This is a genomic window from Algoriphagus winogradskyi (assembly GCF_900182815.1).
Classification (GTDB): domain Bacteria; phylum Bacteroidota; class Bacteroidia; order Cytophagales; family Cyclobacteriaceae; genus Algoriphagus; species Algoriphagus winogradskyi.
Genome location: NZ_FXUA01000001.1, coordinates 635067 through 653303, shown reverse-complemented (window position 1 = coordinate 653303; position 18237 = coordinate 635067). Strand labels below are relative to the sequence as shown.

Annotated in this window: 16 protein-coding genes; 12 read left to right on the top strand and 4 right to left on the bottom strand. The window is 41.8% G+C overall.

Annotated elements, in window-relative coordinates; translation table 11 throughout:
• The first annotated feature begins 23 nt into the window (after positions 1 to 23).
• The 8 genes from QOL76_RS02830 to QOL76_RS02795 all read left to right on the top strand — a co-directional run bounded on the left by QOL76_RS02830 (position 24) and on the right by QOL76_RS02795 (position 8755).
• Positions 24 to 485, top strand: a complete 462-nt coding sequence (locus QOL76_RS02830; protein ID WP_283411509.1) for a PepSY-like domain-containing protein — start codon at positions 24 to 26, stop codon at positions 483 to 485.
• Positions 475 to 2883 carry an outer membrane beta-barrel family protein gene (locus QOL76_RS02825; protein ID WP_283411508.1) on the top strand — a complete coding sequence of 803 codons (2409 nt, stop codon included), beginning with the start codon at positions 475 to 477 and terminating at the stop codon, positions 2881 to 2883. The genes QOL76_RS02830 and QOL76_RS02825 overlap by 11 nt, the downstream gene beginning before the upstream one ends.
• 20 nt (positions 2884 to 2903) lie before the next feature.
• Complete coding sequence (locus QOL76_RS02820) at positions 2904 to 3656, top strand: glycosyltransferase (protein WP_283411507.1); 753 nt, start codon at positions 2904 to 2906, stop codon at positions 3654 to 3656.
• Positions 3649 to 5910 (top strand): lipid-A-disaccharide synthase N-terminal domain-containing protein, encoded by a 2262-nt coding sequence (locus QOL76_RS02815; RefSeq protein ID WP_283411506.1) that lies wholly within the window; start codon positions 3649 to 3651, stop codon positions 5908 to 5910. The genes QOL76_RS02820 and QOL76_RS02815 overlap by 8 nt, the downstream gene beginning before the upstream one ends.
• 104 nt (positions 5911 to 6014) lie before the next feature.
• The gene (locus tag QOL76_RS02810; RefSeq protein ID WP_283411505.1) at positions 6015 to 6725 is read left to right on the top strand and encodes a VIT1/CCC1 transporter family protein; all 711 of its coding nucleotides are present in this window, start codon (positions 6015 to 6017) and stop codon (positions 6723 to 6725) included.
• 112 nt (positions 6726 to 6837) lie between these two features.
• Positions 6838 to 7257 carry a Rieske 2Fe-2S domain-containing protein gene (locus QOL76_RS02805; RefSeq protein ID WP_283411504.1) on the top strand — a complete coding sequence of 140 codons (420 nt, stop codon included), beginning with the start codon at positions 6838 to 6840 and terminating at the stop codon, positions 7255 to 7257.
• A 17-nt stretch (positions 7258 to 7274) separates the two neighbouring features.
• Positions 7275 to 8216: a DUF5777 family beta-barrel protein gene (locus QOL76_RS02800; protein WP_283411503.1), complete on the top strand. Its 942-nt coding sequence runs from the start codon at positions 7275 to 7277 to the stop codon at positions 8214 to 8216.
• Positions 8213 to 8755: a YceI family protein gene (locus tag QOL76_RS02795; protein WP_283411502.1), complete on the top strand. Its 543-nt coding sequence runs from the start codon at positions 8213 to 8215 to the stop codon at positions 8753 to 8755. The genes QOL76_RS02800 and QOL76_RS02795 overlap by 4 nt, the downstream gene beginning before the upstream one ends.
• A gap of 174 nt (positions 8756 to 8929) precedes the next feature.
• Here the strand turns inward: QOL76_RS02795 and QOL76_RS02790 are convergent, their stop codons facing one another.
• The 3 genes from QOL76_RS02790 to QOL76_RS02780 form a co-directional block, all read right to left on the bottom strand.
• Positions 8930 to 11593: a DUF7133 domain-containing protein gene (locus QOL76_RS02790; RefSeq protein WP_283411501.1), complete on the bottom strand. Its 2664-nt coding sequence runs from the start codon at positions 11591 to 11593 to the stop codon at positions 8930 to 8932.
• A 216-nt stretch (positions 11594 to 11809) separates the two neighbouring features.
• Positions 11810 to 12940, bottom strand: a complete 1131-nt coding sequence (locus tag QOL76_RS02785; protein WP_283411811.1) for an FG-GAP repeat domain-containing protein — start codon at positions 12938 to 12940, stop codon at positions 11810 to 11812.
• Positions 12941 to 13063: 123 nt separating this feature from the next.
• Positions 13064 to 13879, bottom strand: coding sequence for a creatininase family protein (locus QOL76_RS02780; RefSeq protein WP_283411500.1), 816 nt, complete (start codon positions 13877 to 13879; stop codon positions 13064 to 13066).
• A gap of 230 nt (positions 13880 to 14109) precedes the next feature.
• Between QOL76_RS02780 and QOL76_RS02775 the strand changes: the two genes are divergently transcribed.
• Together QOL76_RS02775 and QOL76_RS02770 are read left to right on the top strand one after the other, a co-directional pair.
• Positions 14110 to 14817 carry a ferritin-like domain-containing protein gene (locus tag QOL76_RS02775; RefSeq protein WP_283411499.1) on the top strand — a complete coding sequence of 236 codons (708 nt, stop codon included), beginning with the start codon at positions 14110 to 14112 and terminating at the stop codon, positions 14815 to 14817.
• Between the two features lie 25 nt (positions 14818 to 14842).
• Complete coding sequence (locus tag QOL76_RS02770; RefSeq protein WP_283411498.1) at positions 14843 to 15661, top strand: ferritin-like domain-containing protein; 819 nt, start codon at positions 14843 to 14845, stop codon at positions 15659 to 15661.
• Positions 15662 to 15924: 263 nt separating this feature from the next.
• Here QOL76_RS02770 and QOL76_RS02765 read toward each other — a convergent pair whose 3' ends face one another.
• Positions 15925 to 16458 carry a GNAT family N-acetyltransferase gene (locus QOL76_RS02765; protein ID WP_283411497.1) on the bottom strand — a complete coding sequence of 178 codons (534 nt, stop codon included), beginning with the start codon at positions 16456 to 16458 and terminating at the stop codon, positions 15925 to 15927.
• Between the two features lie 100 nt (positions 16459 to 16558).
• Here QOL76_RS02765 and QOL76_RS02760 point away from each other — a divergent pair, with 100 nt between their 5' ends.
• Both QOL76_RS02760 and QOL76_RS02755 read left to right on the top strand, forming a co-directional pair.
• Positions 16559 to 17416 carry an ATP-binding cassette domain-containing protein gene (locus tag QOL76_RS02760; RefSeq protein WP_283411496.1) on the top strand — a complete coding sequence of 286 codons (858 nt, stop codon included), beginning with the start codon at positions 16559 to 16561 and terminating at the stop codon, positions 17414 to 17416.
• Positions 17413 to 18237, top strand: coding sequence for a hypothetical protein (locus tag QOL76_RS02755; protein WP_283411495.1), 825 nt, complete (start codon positions 17413 to 17415; stop codon positions 18235 to 18237). Before QOL76_RS02760 ends, QOL76_RS02755 begins: the two co-directional genes overlap by 4 nt.

Below are 18237 nucleotides of genomic sequence, written 5' to 3'. Positions count from 1 at the left end.
TTTTTACCAAACCCAAATTTCTAATGCAAAAGTACTTTACAATTTTATCGATTGGCCTTTTGCTTTCGGCAGGTGTATGTGCCCAAGAGCATACTGAAAATGAAGTGCCATCAGCTGTAAAAAATGCTTTTTTTCAGAAATTTCCTAAAGCAAAAAAAGTGAACTGGGATATGGAATCTGCGACCGAATGGGAAGCAGAATTCAATCAGGATGGAAAAGAATACTCAGCCAATTTTTTAACAGGCGGAACATGGCAAGAGACCGAGCACGAGATCAAAACAACTGAAATTCCAGAAGCGATCAAACAGACTTTAGCTCAGGATTTTGCAGGATTCAAAATCGAAGAGGCTGAAATCTCTGAAAAAGCGGATGGTAGCGTCTATGAAGTTGCAGTAGAAAAAGGCGAAGAAGAATGGGAATTGGTGTTCGACCTCGAGGAAAAATTACTGGAAAAGAAAGCGATCGAAGAAGACGATGAAGATTAAAAACCAACTCCTGATAGCCCTATTAGTAGTTTCTCAGGCAGTTTTCGCCCAAGAAACAAAAGTGAAACTTTCAGGAAAAATTACGGACAAAGCTTCTCAGGAAGCTTTGTCTTTCGTAAATGTAATACTCAAAACTGCCTCAGATTCAGGGTTCGTCACAGGTGCGATTTCTGATGAGTCAGGACTTTTCACCCTCTCGGATGTAGCGCCGGGAGACTATGTGTTGGAGGCTAGCTTTATTGGATTCCAGACGAGCAAGACCTCCTTATTTGTCGGTTCCAGCTCTGCATTTTTGAATATAGGGGAAATCGTGATGACGGACTCCTATCAAGAATTGGGTGCGGTGGAAGTGGTGGGAGTTCAGGATGCCTTAAGCTCCAAGATGGATAAGAAGACCTACGATTTGAGCGAGAATATTAGCCAAAGTGGCGGTTCTGTTCTTCAGTCTATGTCCAATCTTCCTGGTGTTGCTGTAGTGGAGGGACAAGTTCAAATCCGTGGAAATAACCGCGTGACCGTACTGATCGATGGAAAACAGACCGCCTTGACTGGCTTTGGCAATCAGTCTGGACTGGATAATTTGCCTGCATCTTCTGTCCAAAAGATTGAAATCATCAATAATCCCTCCGCTAAGTTTGATGCCAATGGAAATGGTGGGATCATCAACATCATTCTCAAAAAGGAGAAGCAGGAAGGGTTTAATGGAACGGTAGGTATGGCACTTGGGCTTGGTGCGCTTTGGGAAAAGAAAGCAAACCTTCCTGGAATTCGTCCACAGTATCAGGCTACGCCAAAAATCAACCCATCACTTTCGCTGAATTATCGAAAGAAGGATGTGAATTTTTTCCTTCAGGCGGATAATCTCTATACTCAAACATTGAATAAAAATGAGTTCGTGACACGGACATACGATGATGGCACGGTCATCAATCAGCAACTGAAACGTAACAGAAATACTAATTTCCTGACCACTCGGGCGGGAGTGGATTGGGCAATTGATGCTGCGAACACGCTCACTGTTTCTGGGATGTTCGGAAGTGAAAAAATCATCGATCGTGGAGATCAGCCTTTTTATAATGGAGATTACTCGGAGCAATTGAGATTTTGGCAGTTTCTGGAAGATGAGTTGAAGACTACTGTGATGGCGACAGTCGATTTCAAACACAATTTTACAGACCCGGGACATAGCCTTTTCGCTGGCTTGAATTATACCTTTCACCGGGAAGACGAACAGTATTTTTTCACCAATACCTTGCCGAGCTATACAGGAGAGGATGCATTCAAATTGCTTTCCGATGAGAATGTCATAGATCTGACGCTAGATTATGTAAAACCCTTGAAAAATGGTCGTCTTGAAACTGGCTTGAAATTACGGAGACGCTGGATTCCTACCAACATGCAGTTTTTTCCAGGCTTGAATTCTCCGATTGATTCTTTAGCCGGTGGATCGGCTACTTACAGGGAGATAATTCCCGCGGTCTATGGAAATTATATTTATGAAAGTAAAAAGTGGGAATGGGAAATAGGACTGAGACTGGAATACATAGATCTGGATTACGAGGTAAATCCAAATCATCCAACTTACAAAAGTGATGGCTATAATTACTTCCAACCTTTTCCGAATGCACGGATATCTTTTAAAATCAATGAGTTAAATAAACTTACGCTATCTTACAACAGGCGTGTAGATAGACCAAATGAAGTTGATATCAGGATTTTTCCAAAGTATGATGATGCTGAGATTATCAAAGTGGGAAATCCAGCTTTGAAACCTCAATTCACTAATTTCTATGAACTGGGCTGGAAAGCAGGGTGGAGTACTGGCTATCTATACACCGCGGCATATTACCGGATGGTCGATGGCACGATCACGCGAATATCTACGACAGTGCCGGGAAGTACACTGATCTACGCGATCTATCAGAATGCTGACAAAAGCTACAACTCTGGTTTGGAAATTTTTTGGGATCAGGATGTCACAGATTGGTATTCCTTTGACCTGAATCTGACTGGATATCATAATCAGATCGATGCATTTACAGTGGAAAACCAATACCCTACGCCACATTTATTCTCCGCAGACAAGCAGGAGATTTTTTCGGGAAACGTAAAGTGGAACTCGAAATTCAAATTTTCGGATGGTTTTTCTGGACAGTTGACAGCTATCTATTTGGCACCGGATATTATTCCACAGGGAAAAATCCAGGCTAGGTTCTCACTGGACATGGGATTGAAGAGAACGGTACAGCAAGGAAATGGAGAGTTGTTTCTCAACGCCACTGATTTGCTGAACACTATGATGATCAAGAAGACGATTGATGGAAATGACTTCAGCTACACTAGCACCGATTATTACGAGACTCAGGTAATCAGGGTAGGCTATAGTTATAAATTTTAACGGTTTTGACTGGATTTCCCATGAAAGAAAATGCTTACGGAATCACTATCATCATCCCCATCTTCAATGAAGAAGAGGGGATTGCTCGGCTTTTACCTGCATTTGAAGAGTATATCAACTCTTCCAAATTTGAAGTGAAGCTACTCTTGGTCAATGATGGTTCTACAGATAATAGCCTGATTGAAATTAAGAAACTTGCTGATCATGATGCGTATGTTGAGTATCTCTCTTTTAATAAAAATGCAGGACTGAGTGCAGCAATTCGCGCGGGATTTGAAAGATCTATGACCAAATGGGTAGGGTATATAGATGCTGACTTGCAGACAGACCCTATCGACTTCCTCAAGCTGGAAGCAATGATCCCTCATTACGATCTGGTGACAGGTAGAAGAGAGGGACGTAAGGACAGCACAGTTAAGAAAATGTCTTCCAGTTTTGCTAATTGGTTTCGGGATTCCATGCTGCATGACGGGGTGCATGATTCAGGCTGTCCGCTGAAAATTATGAGAAGATCGGTCGCCATGGAAATGCCTTTTTTCAAAGGTATGCATCGGTTCTTTCCTGCGTTGGCATTGATTCAAGGTAAAAAAGTGATAGAAATACCCGTGAAACACTTCCCAAGAATTACTGGCAAATCTAAGTTCAATCTTTGGAATCGGCTTTTATCACCACTTCAGGATACCCTTGCGCTGCGCTGGATGATGAAGCGTCAGTCTGTTTATACCATTTCTGAGAATTCTATCAAAAGACATAAAGCAGTAATCCATGAATAGCTCCTTTCTACTTTGGATTGGTTTTCTCGCTCAAGGCTTGTTCTCAGCTCGATTTCTGATTCAATTGGTGAAGTCTGAGAAAGCAGGAAAAGTGCTTTCTCCGGTTATTTTTTGGCAACTCAGCTTAGTTGCTTCCTTTCTATTGCTGGTTTATGGGACATTTCGCCAAGATCTCGTAATCGTGGGTGGTCAATTAGTGGGATACTTTATTTATATCCGAAACCTTAAAATCCAAAATGCATGGCAGCTTTTTCCGAAATGGATTCAATTGGGCTTTGTTTTCCTGCCAATCCTATTTCTGGGATATTTGGTATTTCATGCGCACTACGACTTCCGCAGCTTGGTGCATAATCCTGAGATCAGTGGAATGCTGCTCACTTGGGGGACGCTGGGTCAGGTTATTTTTACGACCCGATTTGTGGTACAATGGTTTGAATCCGAACGAAGCAAAGAATCTGAGTTTCCGTTGAGTTTTTGGTACATCAGTTTGGTGGGTGCAGTCCTGATCGCTTCTTATGCGATTCTGCGCAAAGACTCTGTGCTATTTATTGGGCAGGCCTTTGGGGTTTTGGTGTATGGAAGAAATCTGATGATACACTACGGGGCAGCCAATGAAGCAAAGCTCAGTTTCTTGGATCGGATCAAAAGCATGAGAATGATTTTGTTACTCGCTTTAGTGGGAATGGCCTTATTCTTCAACTTGGGAGCTTGGTCAGTTACCGAATCCAGCGAAGCACGCTATGCTGAGATCGCCAAAGAAATGGTGCAAACCGGAGATTGGTTACATCCTCAACTGATGGGGATCTACCATTACCATAAGCCGCCTGTGGCTTATTGGCTAACGGCATTGAGCTATAAGGTTCTGGGGATTTCTCCATTTTCGGCTAGATTCCTACTTCAGATTTCAGTGCTTCTTCAGATCTGGCTAGTGTATAAGATCGCTTTAATTTTCTTTAGGCGATCCAATCCTGCGTTTCTTTCCGCTATGCTTTATGCTTCATTTCCTACTTTGATCATAGGAAGTAGAGCGCTGACTACGGACACATTTTTGGCACTTTTCGTTTTGGCTGCATTGTATTTCTGGTTTGTTTTTTTGGAGGATAAAAAGCCGTGGAAACTACTTGTGTGCTATGCTTTTCTGGGAATTGGCTTTTTGACAAAAGGCCCGGTGGTGCTGATTGTGCCGCTTTTGATCTGGATTTATCAAGTTCTTGTGATAAAGCAGAAAATGGGGTCATTCAAAATCCACTTGGCTGGAATAGTACTGATGCTGGGAATTGGGCTGAGTTGGTTTGTCTTCTTGTATTTGGAAGATGATCGCTTCCTCAATTACTTCCTGTTCAAACATACGATTGATCGATTCGCGACAGATACCTTCCACCGGGGTCAACCCTTCTGGTTTTACGGAGCAGTATTACTGGGGACAGCTTTTCCTTGGGTAAGTATTCTTTTGAAGAAGATTCCGCTCAAACGAGTTGATTTCGTGAAGCAAGGAGCTTTGCTGGTGATGTGGGTGCTTTTACCGCTGGTGTTTTTCTCTCTCAGTCAGTCCAAACTGGTGCTTTATATTTTACCCCTTTATTCTGGTTTGGCTATAGGAGCGATCTATTATTGGGAAAAGCTGAGCGATTCTCAACAGAGATTATGGGAGCGGTGGCAACTGGGTTTTCATGTGATATTGATGATTGTCTTGGCTTCTTTGACTTTGATAGGGCCGAAGATCACGCTGAATTACAAATTTTACTTTATCTGGTTTATGACTGCTTCCCTTCTTTTGACTTTGCAGAAAGTTGACATTCGAAGAATGGAGAGAGCTGTGATTTCAGCTTTTATTTTCACGATGGGTTTGACTGGGATGTCGACCTATTTCATGAGCCAAAATCCGGGTTTGACAAATGATACGCATCGGGTTACGGAATGGATTATGAAAAATAAGCCAGCAACAAAAGAAGTGATCATTTTCAATAAGCGATTGCCTTCAGTGCTATTCAATTCTGTGTTGGAAGTGATCTCCGTATATGACGGAGATGAAAGCCTAAACAGAGAAACGCAATTTCAACAGAATAAAAAATGGGAATCTGAGTTGATCGATTTGCAATCGGATTCTGCGTGGATTATTGATAAAGCACCTAATAATTCGATTTGGATTTCAAAGGAAAAAAAGGAACTGCCCGATCTAAAAGAAAGAGGATCATGGATGGAACTTCAGGTAGTAGATGGATGGAGAATAACCCAGTTCCAAAGAGCAGAATGAGTGAAGCTTAAGATTAGCTTAAGGATTGATTAAGATATACTTAAGATATGATCCAGAGCTTAGTACTAGAGAGCTAATAAAGTCAAAAGGAATAAATTAGAGATATGAAATCAGAACTGGTTGATGATTATTTGGCAGTGCATTATGTGCAGCGAAGCAACTGGCTGAGAGCTGCTGTTTTGGGAGCGAATGACGGGATTTTGTCCACTTCCAGTTTGGCTATTGGAGTGGCAGCAGCTTCGAATCTGCGGGATCCTATTATCCTGGCGACTCTAGCTGGACTTGTAGCTGGAGCACTTTCTATGGCTGCTGGAGAATACGTGAGTGTAAGTTCCCAGACTGACGTAGAGAAAGCTGATATCAAGCGTGAAAAAGTGGAGCTTGAAGAAATGCCTGAAATTGAACTCCAGAGATTGGCTTCTATCTATGAAGAGCGAGGGTTAAGTAAACAAACTGCACAACTTGTCGCCCTAGAACTCACCCAAAAGGATGCATTGGCAGCCCATGTCAGAGATGAATTGGGTATTAATCAAATATCACAAGCACATCCGATTCAGGCAGCTATGGCTTCAGGAGCCTCATTTACGGTGGGAGGAATTCTCCCCTTACTTGTGGCTTTATTTATGCCCATAGAACAGATGGAAATCTATCTCTACGGTTCTGCAATTTTATTTTTAGCAATTCTAGGAGCAGTTTCCGCCCGAACGGGAGGCTCTCCAATCCTCAAACCAGTACTTCGGATTACTTTCTGGGGTACAGTGGCTATGGGAATCACTGCACTAATTGGTTACGTATTCGGAGTGAATTTGGCATAAGAGCCTACCTTACCTAACTACAAATTACCCTTGTGAGTACCTACTCACCTACAATACTTACCCTAAATCTTAAACTTAACTACTAGAACTCATGACCGAGAAAATCTCAAGAATGGAATTCCTTAAATCAATGGGATTCAAAGGCGCTTCTCTTTTGGCTATTTATTGCGGTGCATCCGCTATATCATCCTGTATCAATGAAGCAGGTGATCCTACAAATGGACCTACTGCAATAGATTTTACCCTAGATCTAAATGATCCTGCGAACGCGCAACTCCTGAATACCGGAGGCTATTTGGTTATTAATAAGATTGTAGTAGCCAGAGTTTCAACAGATGCTTTTGCGGCTGTCACGCAAGTTTGTTCCCATGAAAACAGATCCAAGGTGGTGTTTAGAAACGATGAATTCTATTGTACCGAACATGGAGCAAGATATACGCTGGAAGGCAAAGGACTTAATTCTGAAGGAAAGAAAGGAATCAAAGCCTATAACACGGAATTTACGGGTACATCAGTTCATGTCTTTGCTTAATCTTTTGATAAACTGAGATGAAAAGACTTAAGAAAACTGCAGTATTAATCATTTTCCTTATGGGGGCTAAGGTCTCCTATGGGCAGGATGATTTGCTGAATATGCTGAATCAAGAGCTGCCAAAGGAAACAGTCTATACTCAGGCAACCTTCAAAGCAACCCGCTTGATCAATGGACAAACCATGGAGACTATTTCCAAGAACCATTTGAACTTTTGGATTTCCCATAGATTTGGCTCGGTAAACAGTGGGTTTATTTCCAATTTCTTTGGACTGGATGAGGCTAGAATTCGTCTGGGATTGGAATATGGAATCACAGATAGACTGCTGGTCGGAGTAGGGAGGAGTTCTGAAGAGAAAACGTATGACTTCTACAGCAAGTACAAATTCCTGAGACAGTCCAATGTATTTCCTTTCACTCTTTCTGCCTACGGCAGTATGGCTGTGAACACGATGGCAACAGGCTATGTGATGAATTCGGAAAGTCAGATGAAATTCTATTCGAATGCAGAAAGATTAACCTATACCAGCCAACTGTTGATCGGTAGGAAATTCAGCGAGAAAATCTCCATGCAATTGGTTCCAACCTTCATCCACATCAACAAGGTGGAAAATCCATACATGGACAATAATCTATTCTCCCTAGGAATGGGGGGAAGATATAAAGTGAGTAATAGGGTGACCTTGTCTGCCGAATACTATTATAATTTCACAGATCGAGATGCTTATCAACTCGAAACAGGTACACCTTATCCCTATCATAACTCACTTTCCCTAGGAGTGGATATAGATACTGGCGGGCACGTATTCCAGTTACATTTCACCAATGCCAGAGGAATGGTAGAGCGCCATTTCATTGCGTTAAATACGGGTACTTGGGAAAATGCTGATATCTATTATGGATTTAACATAGCAAGAACATTCAGTTTAGGACGTGATAATAAAAAGAAATCAAAATGAAAAAGCTATCTCTAGTACTCTTGTTGAGCTGTTTTAGTCTTAACCTGTTTGCGCAGAATTTATTCTCCACCGCTAAAGGAACCGTCTCATTCTATTCTGATGCTCCACTGGAAGATATTCAGGCAGACAATGTAAAAACCGCTGCCATCATCAATGCTGAAACTAATGAAATGGCAGTGCAGATGCGGGTTATTGACTTTGAGTTTTCAAATAAATTGATGCAGGAGCATTTCAATGAAAACTACTTGGAAAGTGAGAAATTTCCGACTAGTGTGTTTAAGGGAAAGATCAAAGAGCAAGCAGATCTTACTGTAGCAGGCAGGTATCAGGTAACGGCTGAAGGCACCTTGACTATGCATGGTGTGACCCATCAGGTGTTGATTCCCGGTACGATTGTGTCTGATGGAAAGCAGCTAAAGCTAGACTTCAAATTCCCCGTGAAACTGGAAGATTACAAAATTGAGATTCCGACAATTGTATTCTCCAAAATCGCTGAAATAGTGGATGTGTCAGGAAGTATGGTGCTAGTCAAAAAATAAATTTGGCTCACTAGTTATAATTTGCCGTGGTGTATGTGTATATGCCACGGCATTTTTTGTTCTACACAGTTTGCAATTTTTTGATTATGGAGAGTAGTGCATTAAATCAAAAAAAACACCTTGAAATCTTAAAATCCCAAGGTGTTTTCGAAATGGTATAAATCTCGCAGTCTTTTATTTCTGCTGTTCCAAATAGGTCACTAACGAAGCTAGCTCTTCATAAGAAAGTGAATTAGCAAGTCCTGGAGGCATCATGGAAGTTTCCATCACCTTACGAGTCTTGATAGTGCTTTTGTCAAGTTTAGTTGCTGTACCAGTAATGTCCTGAATTACAACTTCGTCCGCGGTCTCAGCTGTGACAAACCCCATATAAGATTTGTTGTCATTTGTGTCGATCAGAACTGATGCAAAACCTTGTGAGATAGATGCATTCGGCTTCAGAATAGATTCAGTGATCTGAGAACGGTTCATAATAGAACCTATCTGCCCCATAAATGGACCTTTCAGCGGCTGACCTTTCTCGATACTATGACATGCTATGCATCCTTGGCTGGTGAAGAGGGTTTTGCCTTTCACTGGATCTCCTTTGAGATCTTGTACTGCGATCATCACATCTTCGATAGAAGAAGCTCCGACCTGTCCTTTTTTGCTTTTGATTTTCTCCAGATCCACTTCTGTTTCCTGAATCACCAAGTTGGATTGCTCTTCACCAAACTCTTCTATATCCATTCGATTACGCTCGTTTAGCTCAGTGAAGAATTGTCTTTTCGTTGGGTCCTCTAGCGCATTACGTTCACCTACCAAGAAGTCTTTGATTTTGTCTGAAGCCTCCCAAGTGATGCCTTTGTAATACGGACCATGCGTGTCTGGGCGAGTTCCCCACCACCATGAACCGTCATAAGGAGCTTCTTTCTTATACAATCTAGAAAGTGTACCCAAAATCTCAGCTTTCAACTCCATGTCATCAGTATCGCCATAGGCTTTGATCAAGCCATCCACTGCTTTCGGATCATGCATGTAGCGCAAAGTCCAAAGTGCGATTTTTGAATTCTCTGTTCCAATAGCTTCTACAGCTGCATCCACCGCATGAAGTTTAACCAGTGATTTCACAGCTACGTGTGGAAGAATAATGGCTGAATTAGGTGTAGCGTGTGGGCCTTCGGTGCCTTTCTCTGGCTGCTTGAATGAAGCTGGTACTTTCACTTTTAGCAATTCCTCAGCAGCTTCTGGATTGCCTATTCTTCCCAGAGCAACAATTGCCGCGGACTTCACACGGTCATTAGGATCAGTGACTCCCTCAATGAATGGGTCTAGTGGAACTCCCTGAAGGCAGGTTTTACGATCCGCCAGAGCTCTTAGAGCAAATTCTCTGATTTTCTCTTCCTGACTAAGTTTTACCAATTCTCCATTTCCATTTTCACAAGTAGCCTGCGCATAAGTGTAGATACCCGCAACTCTAGCTTCCAGCGGTAAAGTTTTATCAGTTGCAACAGAAAGTGCTGCTGCACCAGCTTCCTCAGGGAAACGAGCTAGCATTTCACGCTGAGCATGAAAGCGAGCAACGGAATTAGTGGCTTTAAGTAAAGCGGTTAATTCGTCAAGAGTTGCGGCTTTCAAGTCTGGGAAAGCTTCGTAAGTCCAATCCTTAGGTACTACTCTTACTACATATCCTTTTTCTTCACTGCCAAAATAGCCAGCCCCATCCCATGCAGCGAGAAACATGCGTCCGGAGGCATCGACATCTAAATCTGAGATTTGAGGAAGTTTGATGAATTCTTCAGTCTGCTGAGTAAAACCAGGGCCATCCATAGTTACCCTGTGAATGTACAATTGACTGCGGCCCCAATCCGCCATCATTGGCACGTGATTGTATTTTGCTGGCCAGCGATCATCATCCATAAAGTAACTACCAGTACCTGATCCGCCACCTAGATCAACCAGTGCTGGTATGGTTTCTTCCGTGAAGTTTTTGAAAAAGTTAGGGTACCCGTATTCACCGGATTGGGTATAGTGAATGAAACGAATATTCCAGCCACCTCCATCATTGGTATTGCCACGCGTATAAATATTCATAAATGGATCTATCGCGACATCGTAGATATTTCTTGTTCCATGGATGTATTCTTCCATTTCGGTTCCGTCTGGCCGTACTCGGACTATACCTCCACCCAGCATAGTCATTTGCGTTCCATCTCTGTCAGTAGCATTGTGGAACCCAAAATCTCCAACTGCGATGTAAATCCAGCCATCGATACCCATTCTGATTCCATTAGTAGAGTGATCTGTGCCACGGGAACGTATGGATTCAGGTGATGAGATTCCCTCAATTAGCATTTTGGATGGACCATCAGCTACACCGTCGTTATCCTTATCTTCATAAACTACCAAGTTCATTCCCTCGGCTTTTCCAGTTTCTTCGGAAAATTGCGTGTGGAGAACAAAGACTTGATCTCTTACAGCGATTATCCCACGTGGGTTATCCACTTTGACAAACTCCGTGTGGGCATCCAGTTCGCCATCATTGTTACTATCCACGAGTCGTACAATTGCTCCTTTTCCAGGCTCTTTACCAAGTGAACCCATCATATCTACCCCAACAAACACGTTGCCGTCTGGAGATACCGCCAATGCTGCAGGTGATGGAACTATATCCGGTCCCGCAAAATTAGTCATGATCAGCTCGGTACTGTCTGCGCCATGCTTGGCTGTGTCTAGGGGGTACTGTGGATAGTAATTGGTAAGTTCTTCTAAGTCAGCTTTTCTGGTGTCGGGTTTTGAGCATCCGAATGCTAGAAAGGTGCCTATAATTGCTATTATAGGAAGGGAAATTTTAGACATGCTAAAAATAATATTAGAGGTTTATTATTTCGGAATATGCGATTTGCACCCTCAAATATATCAGGTTCATTGATAAAAGGTAAGTTATTATCAATAGAAGCTCAGTACCAGTGAATTTTGGCGCATAAGTGATGCTTAGCGGTTAAATGTGTATTTATGGGCACAGTTAAAGACTCCACTACGGTTACCAATTGAAGGTTAGCCTGATTCTCTGTTTTACTTCAGTTGATTTTCAAACAAAAATATCCCGTTCTTATTTGCAATAATGATATCAGGTTTTCCATCCTTATTCATGTCTTCAACGGCAATGTTTAGACCGGCTCCCGAGTCATTATCAATGATGTGCTCGCGGAAAAACGGGCCTATCATCGGGGTGAATTCGAAATATAGCAAGTAGGGGGTGTCCTCGTCTCCCGCGTCATTTCCATTGTGTGCCAAGTACCTCTTTCCAGTGATCATTTCCATATCTCCATCTCCGTTCAGATCAGCCATAATTGTGGAATGGGTTTGGGCTGTTATGTTACTCATGAGGTGAGTTTTGAAAGTTGTATCATTCCTGTACTCATGCCACCATATACCCATAGAATGCGCTGAGGAACTGACCACGTCATTATCCATGTCTCCGTTGACATCGAGAACCTGCATGTGGGAAGCAGGATCACTTATGAGCACTGGATGGAAAATCCAGTCTCCGGAATTCTTATCCGCTTTGCCTTCAAACCAACCCTCGGAGATCACTACGTCTTTGATTTTATCCCCGTTAACATCTCCGTAGCCTAAGCCATGCGAAAAACGATCAGTTCCAGGTACATTTTCTTCTGAAATATTAAAGCGCTTCCATTCAGTTGCTTCAGGTGTGGTTGGAGCTTGGAGCCAGATAATTTGTCTTTTTTCATAGTCACCACACAAGATGTCGAGGCGGCCGTCCCCATCAATGTCCACAAATGCAGGCGACTCATTTGAGATGCCCACTCGGTCTGCGATGATATGCTTTTTCCAGTTGTTACTTTCTGTTTTTGGGTTTTCAAACCAATATGCAGGAGTGCCCGGATAATCTATTATGACCACATCATCCCAGCCATCGAGATTTACATCCATCCCTAGGTTTAAAAAGGAATTGCTGTATTCTTTTCTTGGGTTAAAAACTTTAGAAGGAGATATCTCATGACGTGTCCAATCCGGCGCTTCAAACCAATAGTAGCCTGCTATTATATCCAGCTGACCATCTTTATTCATATCGCCCACAGCCACTCCTTCAGAGAGAAAATCGCGTGTAATTACAGTTTTTTTGAATTCTAGTTCATGTTCTTGGCTAAAAGCTGGATTAGTAAAGAGGAATAAAGTCATAATGACGCATAACCGTTGATACCCAAGTTTAAAAATGTTTCGCTTCATAATCGGTGCTATTTAAATTCAAGTAGTGACTATTGATTCCTTTTTTGTTTTTCTTCAAAGACTTCGGTTACATGCTTAGTGTAGTCCAGCCATGTCCCATTTTTGAATTATTTCTTTAATAAATTTAGAAACCTTTGCATTTACTTTCTGGAAGTATTCATCTGCCTGAGCTTGATTAAAATTTGGGTATCCCTGTCCCTCCTGATATAATCCTATAGAGGAAGGGAATGGAGTGGCGGACCAGGTTCCCGCTTCAGGATAGGCAGTTGCCAAATCGGCTCTGTATCTTTCTTTATGAACCAGGGTAGGGTCAATTGCCTGAATGTAAGCAGTCTCATTCAGTCCGGCATGCCCACCATCTTCTTTGAAAACCTCCATAGTAACATCGGATGCAAACGACCACCAATTTATTACCAAGGTTCTCACGCCAAGTTCATTTGAAATTTCGGCCGTTACTTCTTGCAGAACTTTAGTTTGTCCTCCTCCATGGCCGTTTAAAATGATAATATTTTTAAATCCATTTCTGGCAAGACCTTTTAAGATATCTCTGATAAAAGGACGATAGGCTTCTTCTGTGATTTGAAATGCTCCTGGATATGCAGCCATGCTACCGGTGATCCCATAATTTAGGGTAGGGGCAATGAGCGCATTCACATCTTCTGCTATTTCTTTTGCCATAGCTGTAGGAGCGGTATTATCTGCTCCGTTATTGACCACGCCATGCGGTTCGAGGGTGCCTGTAGGCAAGAGAACAGTGGGGATTTTCTCGGGAACAAACTCTGCAAATTCCATCCAATTGATTCTGTCCATCTCTCGTGAGGAAGGATTTTGCTGGGCAAAAAGAACAGTAGCATTGAGAGCGATTAAAATTGGCACTAAAAATAATTTCATGTTTTAGATTTTAGCGGGCATTATATAGGGTGTAACCTACAATTTAACCTATGTCATTTCATACTTAGGTCCTTTTTCCAATTTTTTTTAGAATAATTCCTCTTGTCCTAAATCCAATCGACCAACCTAGCTCGTAACTCTTTTTCAAATCACCTCTTCTAATTCTGATGCGTGATTGATTCTTTTCAAATGAAAACCATAACCGGATTATTAACCTAAACACTCAGAAAATGAAAAATGAAGTAATTAAGCCACAAGGACTGGTCAAAAATGCCAACCGCCGACAATTCCTAAAAACAGGCTCACTATCAGTAGCCGCTGCGGGATTGATCATGGTAGGCTGTAAAGATGTAGAAGATCTGAATCCAATGCCTCCTGTAGGAGATGGCGTAATGCTAGGCTCAGGAGATATCGGGATTTTAAATTATGCTTATGCACTCGAGCAATTGGAAGCAGCGTTTTATGCTGCAGTGTTGCAAGGATCCTATTTCAACAATGCCAGTGCGGAAGAAAAAACGATCATGGGCGACTTGGAAAAGCACGAAAGAGCGCACCGAGAGTTTTTCAAAGCAGCATTAGGAGATGCAGCCATTGCGGATCTGGAAGTTGATTTTAGTTCTATAGATTTCAGCAGCAGAACATCAGTGCTTGGCGCTGCCAAAACTTTTGAAGACTTGGGAGTAGCTGCATACAATGGGGCTGGTCAGTATATTCAAAACGTAGATTACCTTTTGATAGCAGGGAAAATTGTATCGGTAGAAGCTAGACATGCAGCTGCGATCAGAGATTTGATCAATCCAGGTTCTGCTGATTTTGCAGGTGATGATTTGATCGATGCCAATGGGCTTGAGCGTACGCTGACTTTCAGCCAGGTATTGACTGCCGCAAGTACGTACGTGACTACACCAATAGATTTTAGCCAACTACCAACATCATAATCAACCACTTTAAACTACACTAGATATGAACTTATTAAAATTGCTAGATAAAATGTGCCCGGATACAAATAGTCCGGAAGAGAAGGAAGTTTTTTTCTCCAGAAGAGAGGCCTTTCGCCAGTTTGGAGACATGAGTAAAAAAGTAGCTATGGCTGCTGTGCCTCTTGGAATTCTGTCAGCTTTGCCTAAAGTAGCAAAGGCAGATACTGCAAGTTTGATAGGTGTATTGAATTACGCCTTAACCTTGGAGCATTTGGAGTATAGATATTACCAGATGGGGATAGAGTCAGGCGTAATTGATGGTGCTGATATGGCTATTTTCACCAAAATCAGAGATCATGAATTGGCTCATGTGAATTTCCTTCAAGAGGTAATTTCTAACGTGTTAATGGGAACACCAGTAGCTGAACCGGAATTTGATTTTACGGCTGGAGGCAACTTTATGCCATTCTCTGATTACCCTACATTCTTGGCGCTTTCTCAAGCTTTTGAAGACACAGGAGTGAGAGCGTATAAGGGACAGGCAGGAAATGTTATGGAAAATGATGTGGTTTTGACTGCTGCACTTTCTATACACTCAGTGGAAGCTAGGCATGCTTCTATGGTCAGAAGATTGAGAACAAAGAAAGGTCAGGATGATGTGAAAGGATGGATCACCAATGACTCTATAGGATCACTTCCAGCAGCGACTCAACCGATTTATGCTGGTGAAGATAACGTATCACACGGGGGTGTAAACGTGGTAAATCTAACTGGAATAGATGCGGCGGCAGTTGCTGAAGGATGGGATGAACCGCTTAACAAAGATCAAGTGTTAGGGATTGCTTCGCTTTTCCTTGCATAGAAAGAGTGATTAGTTGGGGTTAAGTGGTTAGATGTCACTTCCGTTTGGAGGTGGCATCTTTTTTTTTTTTTAACCGCATAGCACCCAGAGGGAAACGTAGAGAAGGCAGCTATTTGTTATCGTTATACTGCTTCTCCAGAAGCCGGGTTTTACCGGGACTTTCTTGAGAATCTCCCGCAGATAGGCAGAGATAAAAATTCTTAGATTCCTGCAGATTTTATTCTGCTTATTACTCGCTAGCTTATAATATGCGCTTTGAGAGATTATAGCTCGATCTTATACAAAGCACAAGGCTGCAATCTTGGGTATTCCAATAGGTCTGGGTGTTCAAAGTCATATTCGTAGCTCATACCGATTTTTTGCATTACTCTAATGGAGGCTAAATTTTTCGAAGAGGCTAGGGAATAGACTTTCTTGATTGTTAATTCCTTTGCGAATTCAAGGCATCTTGCTGCGCCCTCGCTGGCATATCCTTTATTCCAATATTCTTTTCTGATCCGCCAACCAATATCCACACAAGGGGTGAAGTCTGCTTTGAATGATTTAGTGCCCAAGCCAATCATTCCTAAGAATTCCCCACTTTCCAATAAGTCGACAGCGAAGTAACAATGCCCGCGATCAGCATATAGCCTTATCATTCTATCCATCAATGCTTGTGATTCCTTCTTCGAAAGTGGTTGCTGGAAAAAAGTCATGGTTTCCGCATCAGCATTCATGGCTGTAAAAGCAGGAAGGTCTGAAGGAAGCCAAGTTCGAAATCCTAGGCGCTGACTTTGAAAAAGATAGGGTGAATTCATGGTTGAATTTAATAGTTTCAAAAAATAGTTGACTGGATTTTTTGTATTTCAGATTTAGTTTATACATTAGTGTCATAATACACTATGACAGTATAACACAATGGTAATCTCAGTCAAAGAATTAGATTTTTCATACCGAAAGAAACCTTTGCTTTTTGAAGGGCTTCAGTGGTCTTTACCAGAAGGTTCTGTGGTAGGTTTACTCGGAAAAAATGGTGCGGGTAAATCCACCTTACTTCATTTGCTTGCCGGTTTATTGTTTCCCAAAAGTGGTTCCATATACCTAGGACGACATTGTCCAAAAGATAGGAGCCCTGCTTTCTTGGAAGAGATTTTCTTTTTAGCCGATGATGTCGCCTATTCAGGAAATATGAGCATAGGACAATACGAGAAAGTAATGGGAGCTTTTTATCCAGCGTTTGACTCCGAACAATTTGAAAAGATATTAACTGACTTCGGTCTGGAAAAGAAAGTCAAACTTAAAGAGCTTTCCTTGGGAGAGCGAAAGAAGGTGTTCCTTTCCTTTGGGCTGAGTACGAATTGCAGGTTTTTGCTTTTCGATGAGCCTACTAACGGGCTGGATATTCCTTCCAAAAGCGTCTTCAGGAAAGTAGTTGCCGGAAATCTCAAAGATGAGCAGACGCTTATTATATCCACGCACTTAGTGGCTGATGTGGAGAAGTTGATAGATCGAGTGGCGATTTTATATGACGGTAAGATTCAGCTGGATGCTGATTTATTGGAGCTTTCTGATCGCTTACTTTTCAGTTCGTCTACAAATCTACCTGATGATGCATTGCATGCTGAGAAGTTTGGGACGGGTTACCAGTTTATCCGGTCTAGAAAAGAACAGGAAGCGCAAACTCCTATCAATCTGGAACTGCTTTTCAATGCCGTTCTGAACAGAAGTTTAAGCAGTAACTCCATTTTTCAAACTCAAAATTCCGAAGCCCTATGAATGCTAACTCAATCAGTTTACATCGAGTGAAAAACCTGATTCGATACGAATGGGCATTGGATAAAAGGTTTTACCTATTTGGAACCTTGGGGATATTCATGATCGCATTTGGTGTGTTTTTGACCGTTTGGTTTAATCAATATGTAGGGTTTACATGGAGGTCTGTGGATTATAATTCAGTTTTTTTCGGAGGATTTGCCTTTTTGTCTGTCTTTGGGGTCAGTCAGAGTTTTATTGATTTGAGAGAAAAATCCTCCTCTATTCGGTATTTGACTTTGCCAGCAAGTACTCTGGAAAAGTACCTAGTCCAAGTCTTTCTTCGCTTACTCTTACCATTGACTGTTTATCCTATCGTTTTTTGGTTGGGAGCAAATTTATCAGTTGATGTATATTATTTCATTCAGCATTCGCTATTAGGAAAAACTGCGCTTCCTGAGATTGAAAAGGTGGAGGTTTTGTATTTGTACTGGATTCCAAATGCAAGTTTAGATATTGGTTATTGGATACTTTTTGGGATGATTGTTTCACTTCCTGTGCTGATGTTTCTGGGGGGTATTTTTTTTGGAAAGTGGGGTTTTATTGCAATGCCAACTGCTATAGCAATTTTTCTGATGTTTTTCATCGGAGTATACTATGTATTGAGTTTGCTACTGGATCCAAATACTTTTGCTCCTGGAAGTAATTTTTACATTGAGATTGGTAATCCTGAGGTGTTTGAAGGTGTTCCTTTATTTATTCTAGTATGCTTAATTCTGGTCTGGACTGCTGTTTTTCTGCCATTTATTGTCACTTATCTAAAGCTCAAAGAGCGGGAAGTTTAA

Bases quoted from the DNA above. Each gene is read 5' to 3' on its own strand.
- QOL76_RS02830 (WP_283411509.1), top strand. From the start codon at position 24: ATGCAAAAGTACTTTACAATTTTATCGATTGGCCTTTTGCTTTCGGCA.
- QOL76_RS02825 (WP_283411508.1), top strand. From the start codon at position 475: ATGAAGATTAAAAACCAACTCCTGATAGCCCTATTAGTAGTTTCTCAG.
- QOL76_RS02820 (WP_283411507.1), top strand. From the start codon at position 2,904: ATGAAAGAAAATGCTTACGGAATCACTATCATCATCCCCATCTTCAAT.
- QOL76_RS02815 (WP_283411506.1), top strand. From the start codon at position 3,649: ATGAATAGCTCCTTTCTACTTTGGATTGGTTTTCTCGCTCAAGGCTTG.
- QOL76_RS02810 (WP_283411505.1), top strand. From the start codon at position 6,015: ATGAAATCAGAACTGGTTGATGATTATTTGGCAGTGCATTATGTGCAG.
- QOL76_RS02805 (WP_283411504.1), top strand. From the start codon at position 6,838: ATGGAATTCCTTAAATCAATGGGATTCAAAGGCGCTTCTCTTTTGGCT.
- QOL76_RS02800 (WP_283411503.1), top strand. From the start codon at position 7,275: ATGAAAAGACTTAAGAAAACTGCAGTATTAATCATTTTCCTTATGGGG.
- QOL76_RS02795 (WP_283411502.1), top strand. From the start codon at position 8,213: ATGAAAAAGCTATCTCTAGTACTCTTGTTGAGCTGTTTTAGTCTTAAC.
- QOL76_RS02790 (WP_283411501.1), bottom strand. From the start codon at position 11,593: ATGTCTAAAATTTCCCTTCCTATAATAGCAATTATAGGCACCTTTCTA.
- QOL76_RS02785 (WP_283411811.1), bottom strand. From the start codon at position 12,940: ATGACTTTATTCCTCTTTACTAATCCAGCTTTTAGCCAAGAACATGAA.
- QOL76_RS02780 (WP_283411500.1), bottom strand. From the start codon at position 13,879: ATGAAATTATTTTTAGTGCCAATTTTAATCGCTCTCAATGCTACTGTT.
- QOL76_RS02775 (WP_283411499.1), top strand. From the start codon at position 14,110: ATGAAAAATGAAGTAATTAAGCCACAAGGACTGGTCAAAAATGCCAAC.
- QOL76_RS02770 (WP_283411498.1), top strand. From the start codon at position 14,843: ATGAACTTATTAAAATTGCTAGATAAAATGTGCCCGGATACAAATAGT.
- QOL76_RS02765 (WP_283411497.1), bottom strand. From the start codon at position 16,458: ATGAATTCACCCTATCTTTTTCAAAGTCAGCGCCTAGGATTTCGAACT.
- QOL76_RS02760 (WP_283411496.1), top strand. From the start codon at position 16,559: ATGGTAATCTCAGTCAAAGAATTAGATTTTTCATACCGAAAGAAACCT.
- QOL76_RS02755 (WP_283411495.1), top strand. From the start codon at position 17,413: ATGAATGCTAACTCAATCAGTTTACATCGAGTGAAAAACCTGATTCGA.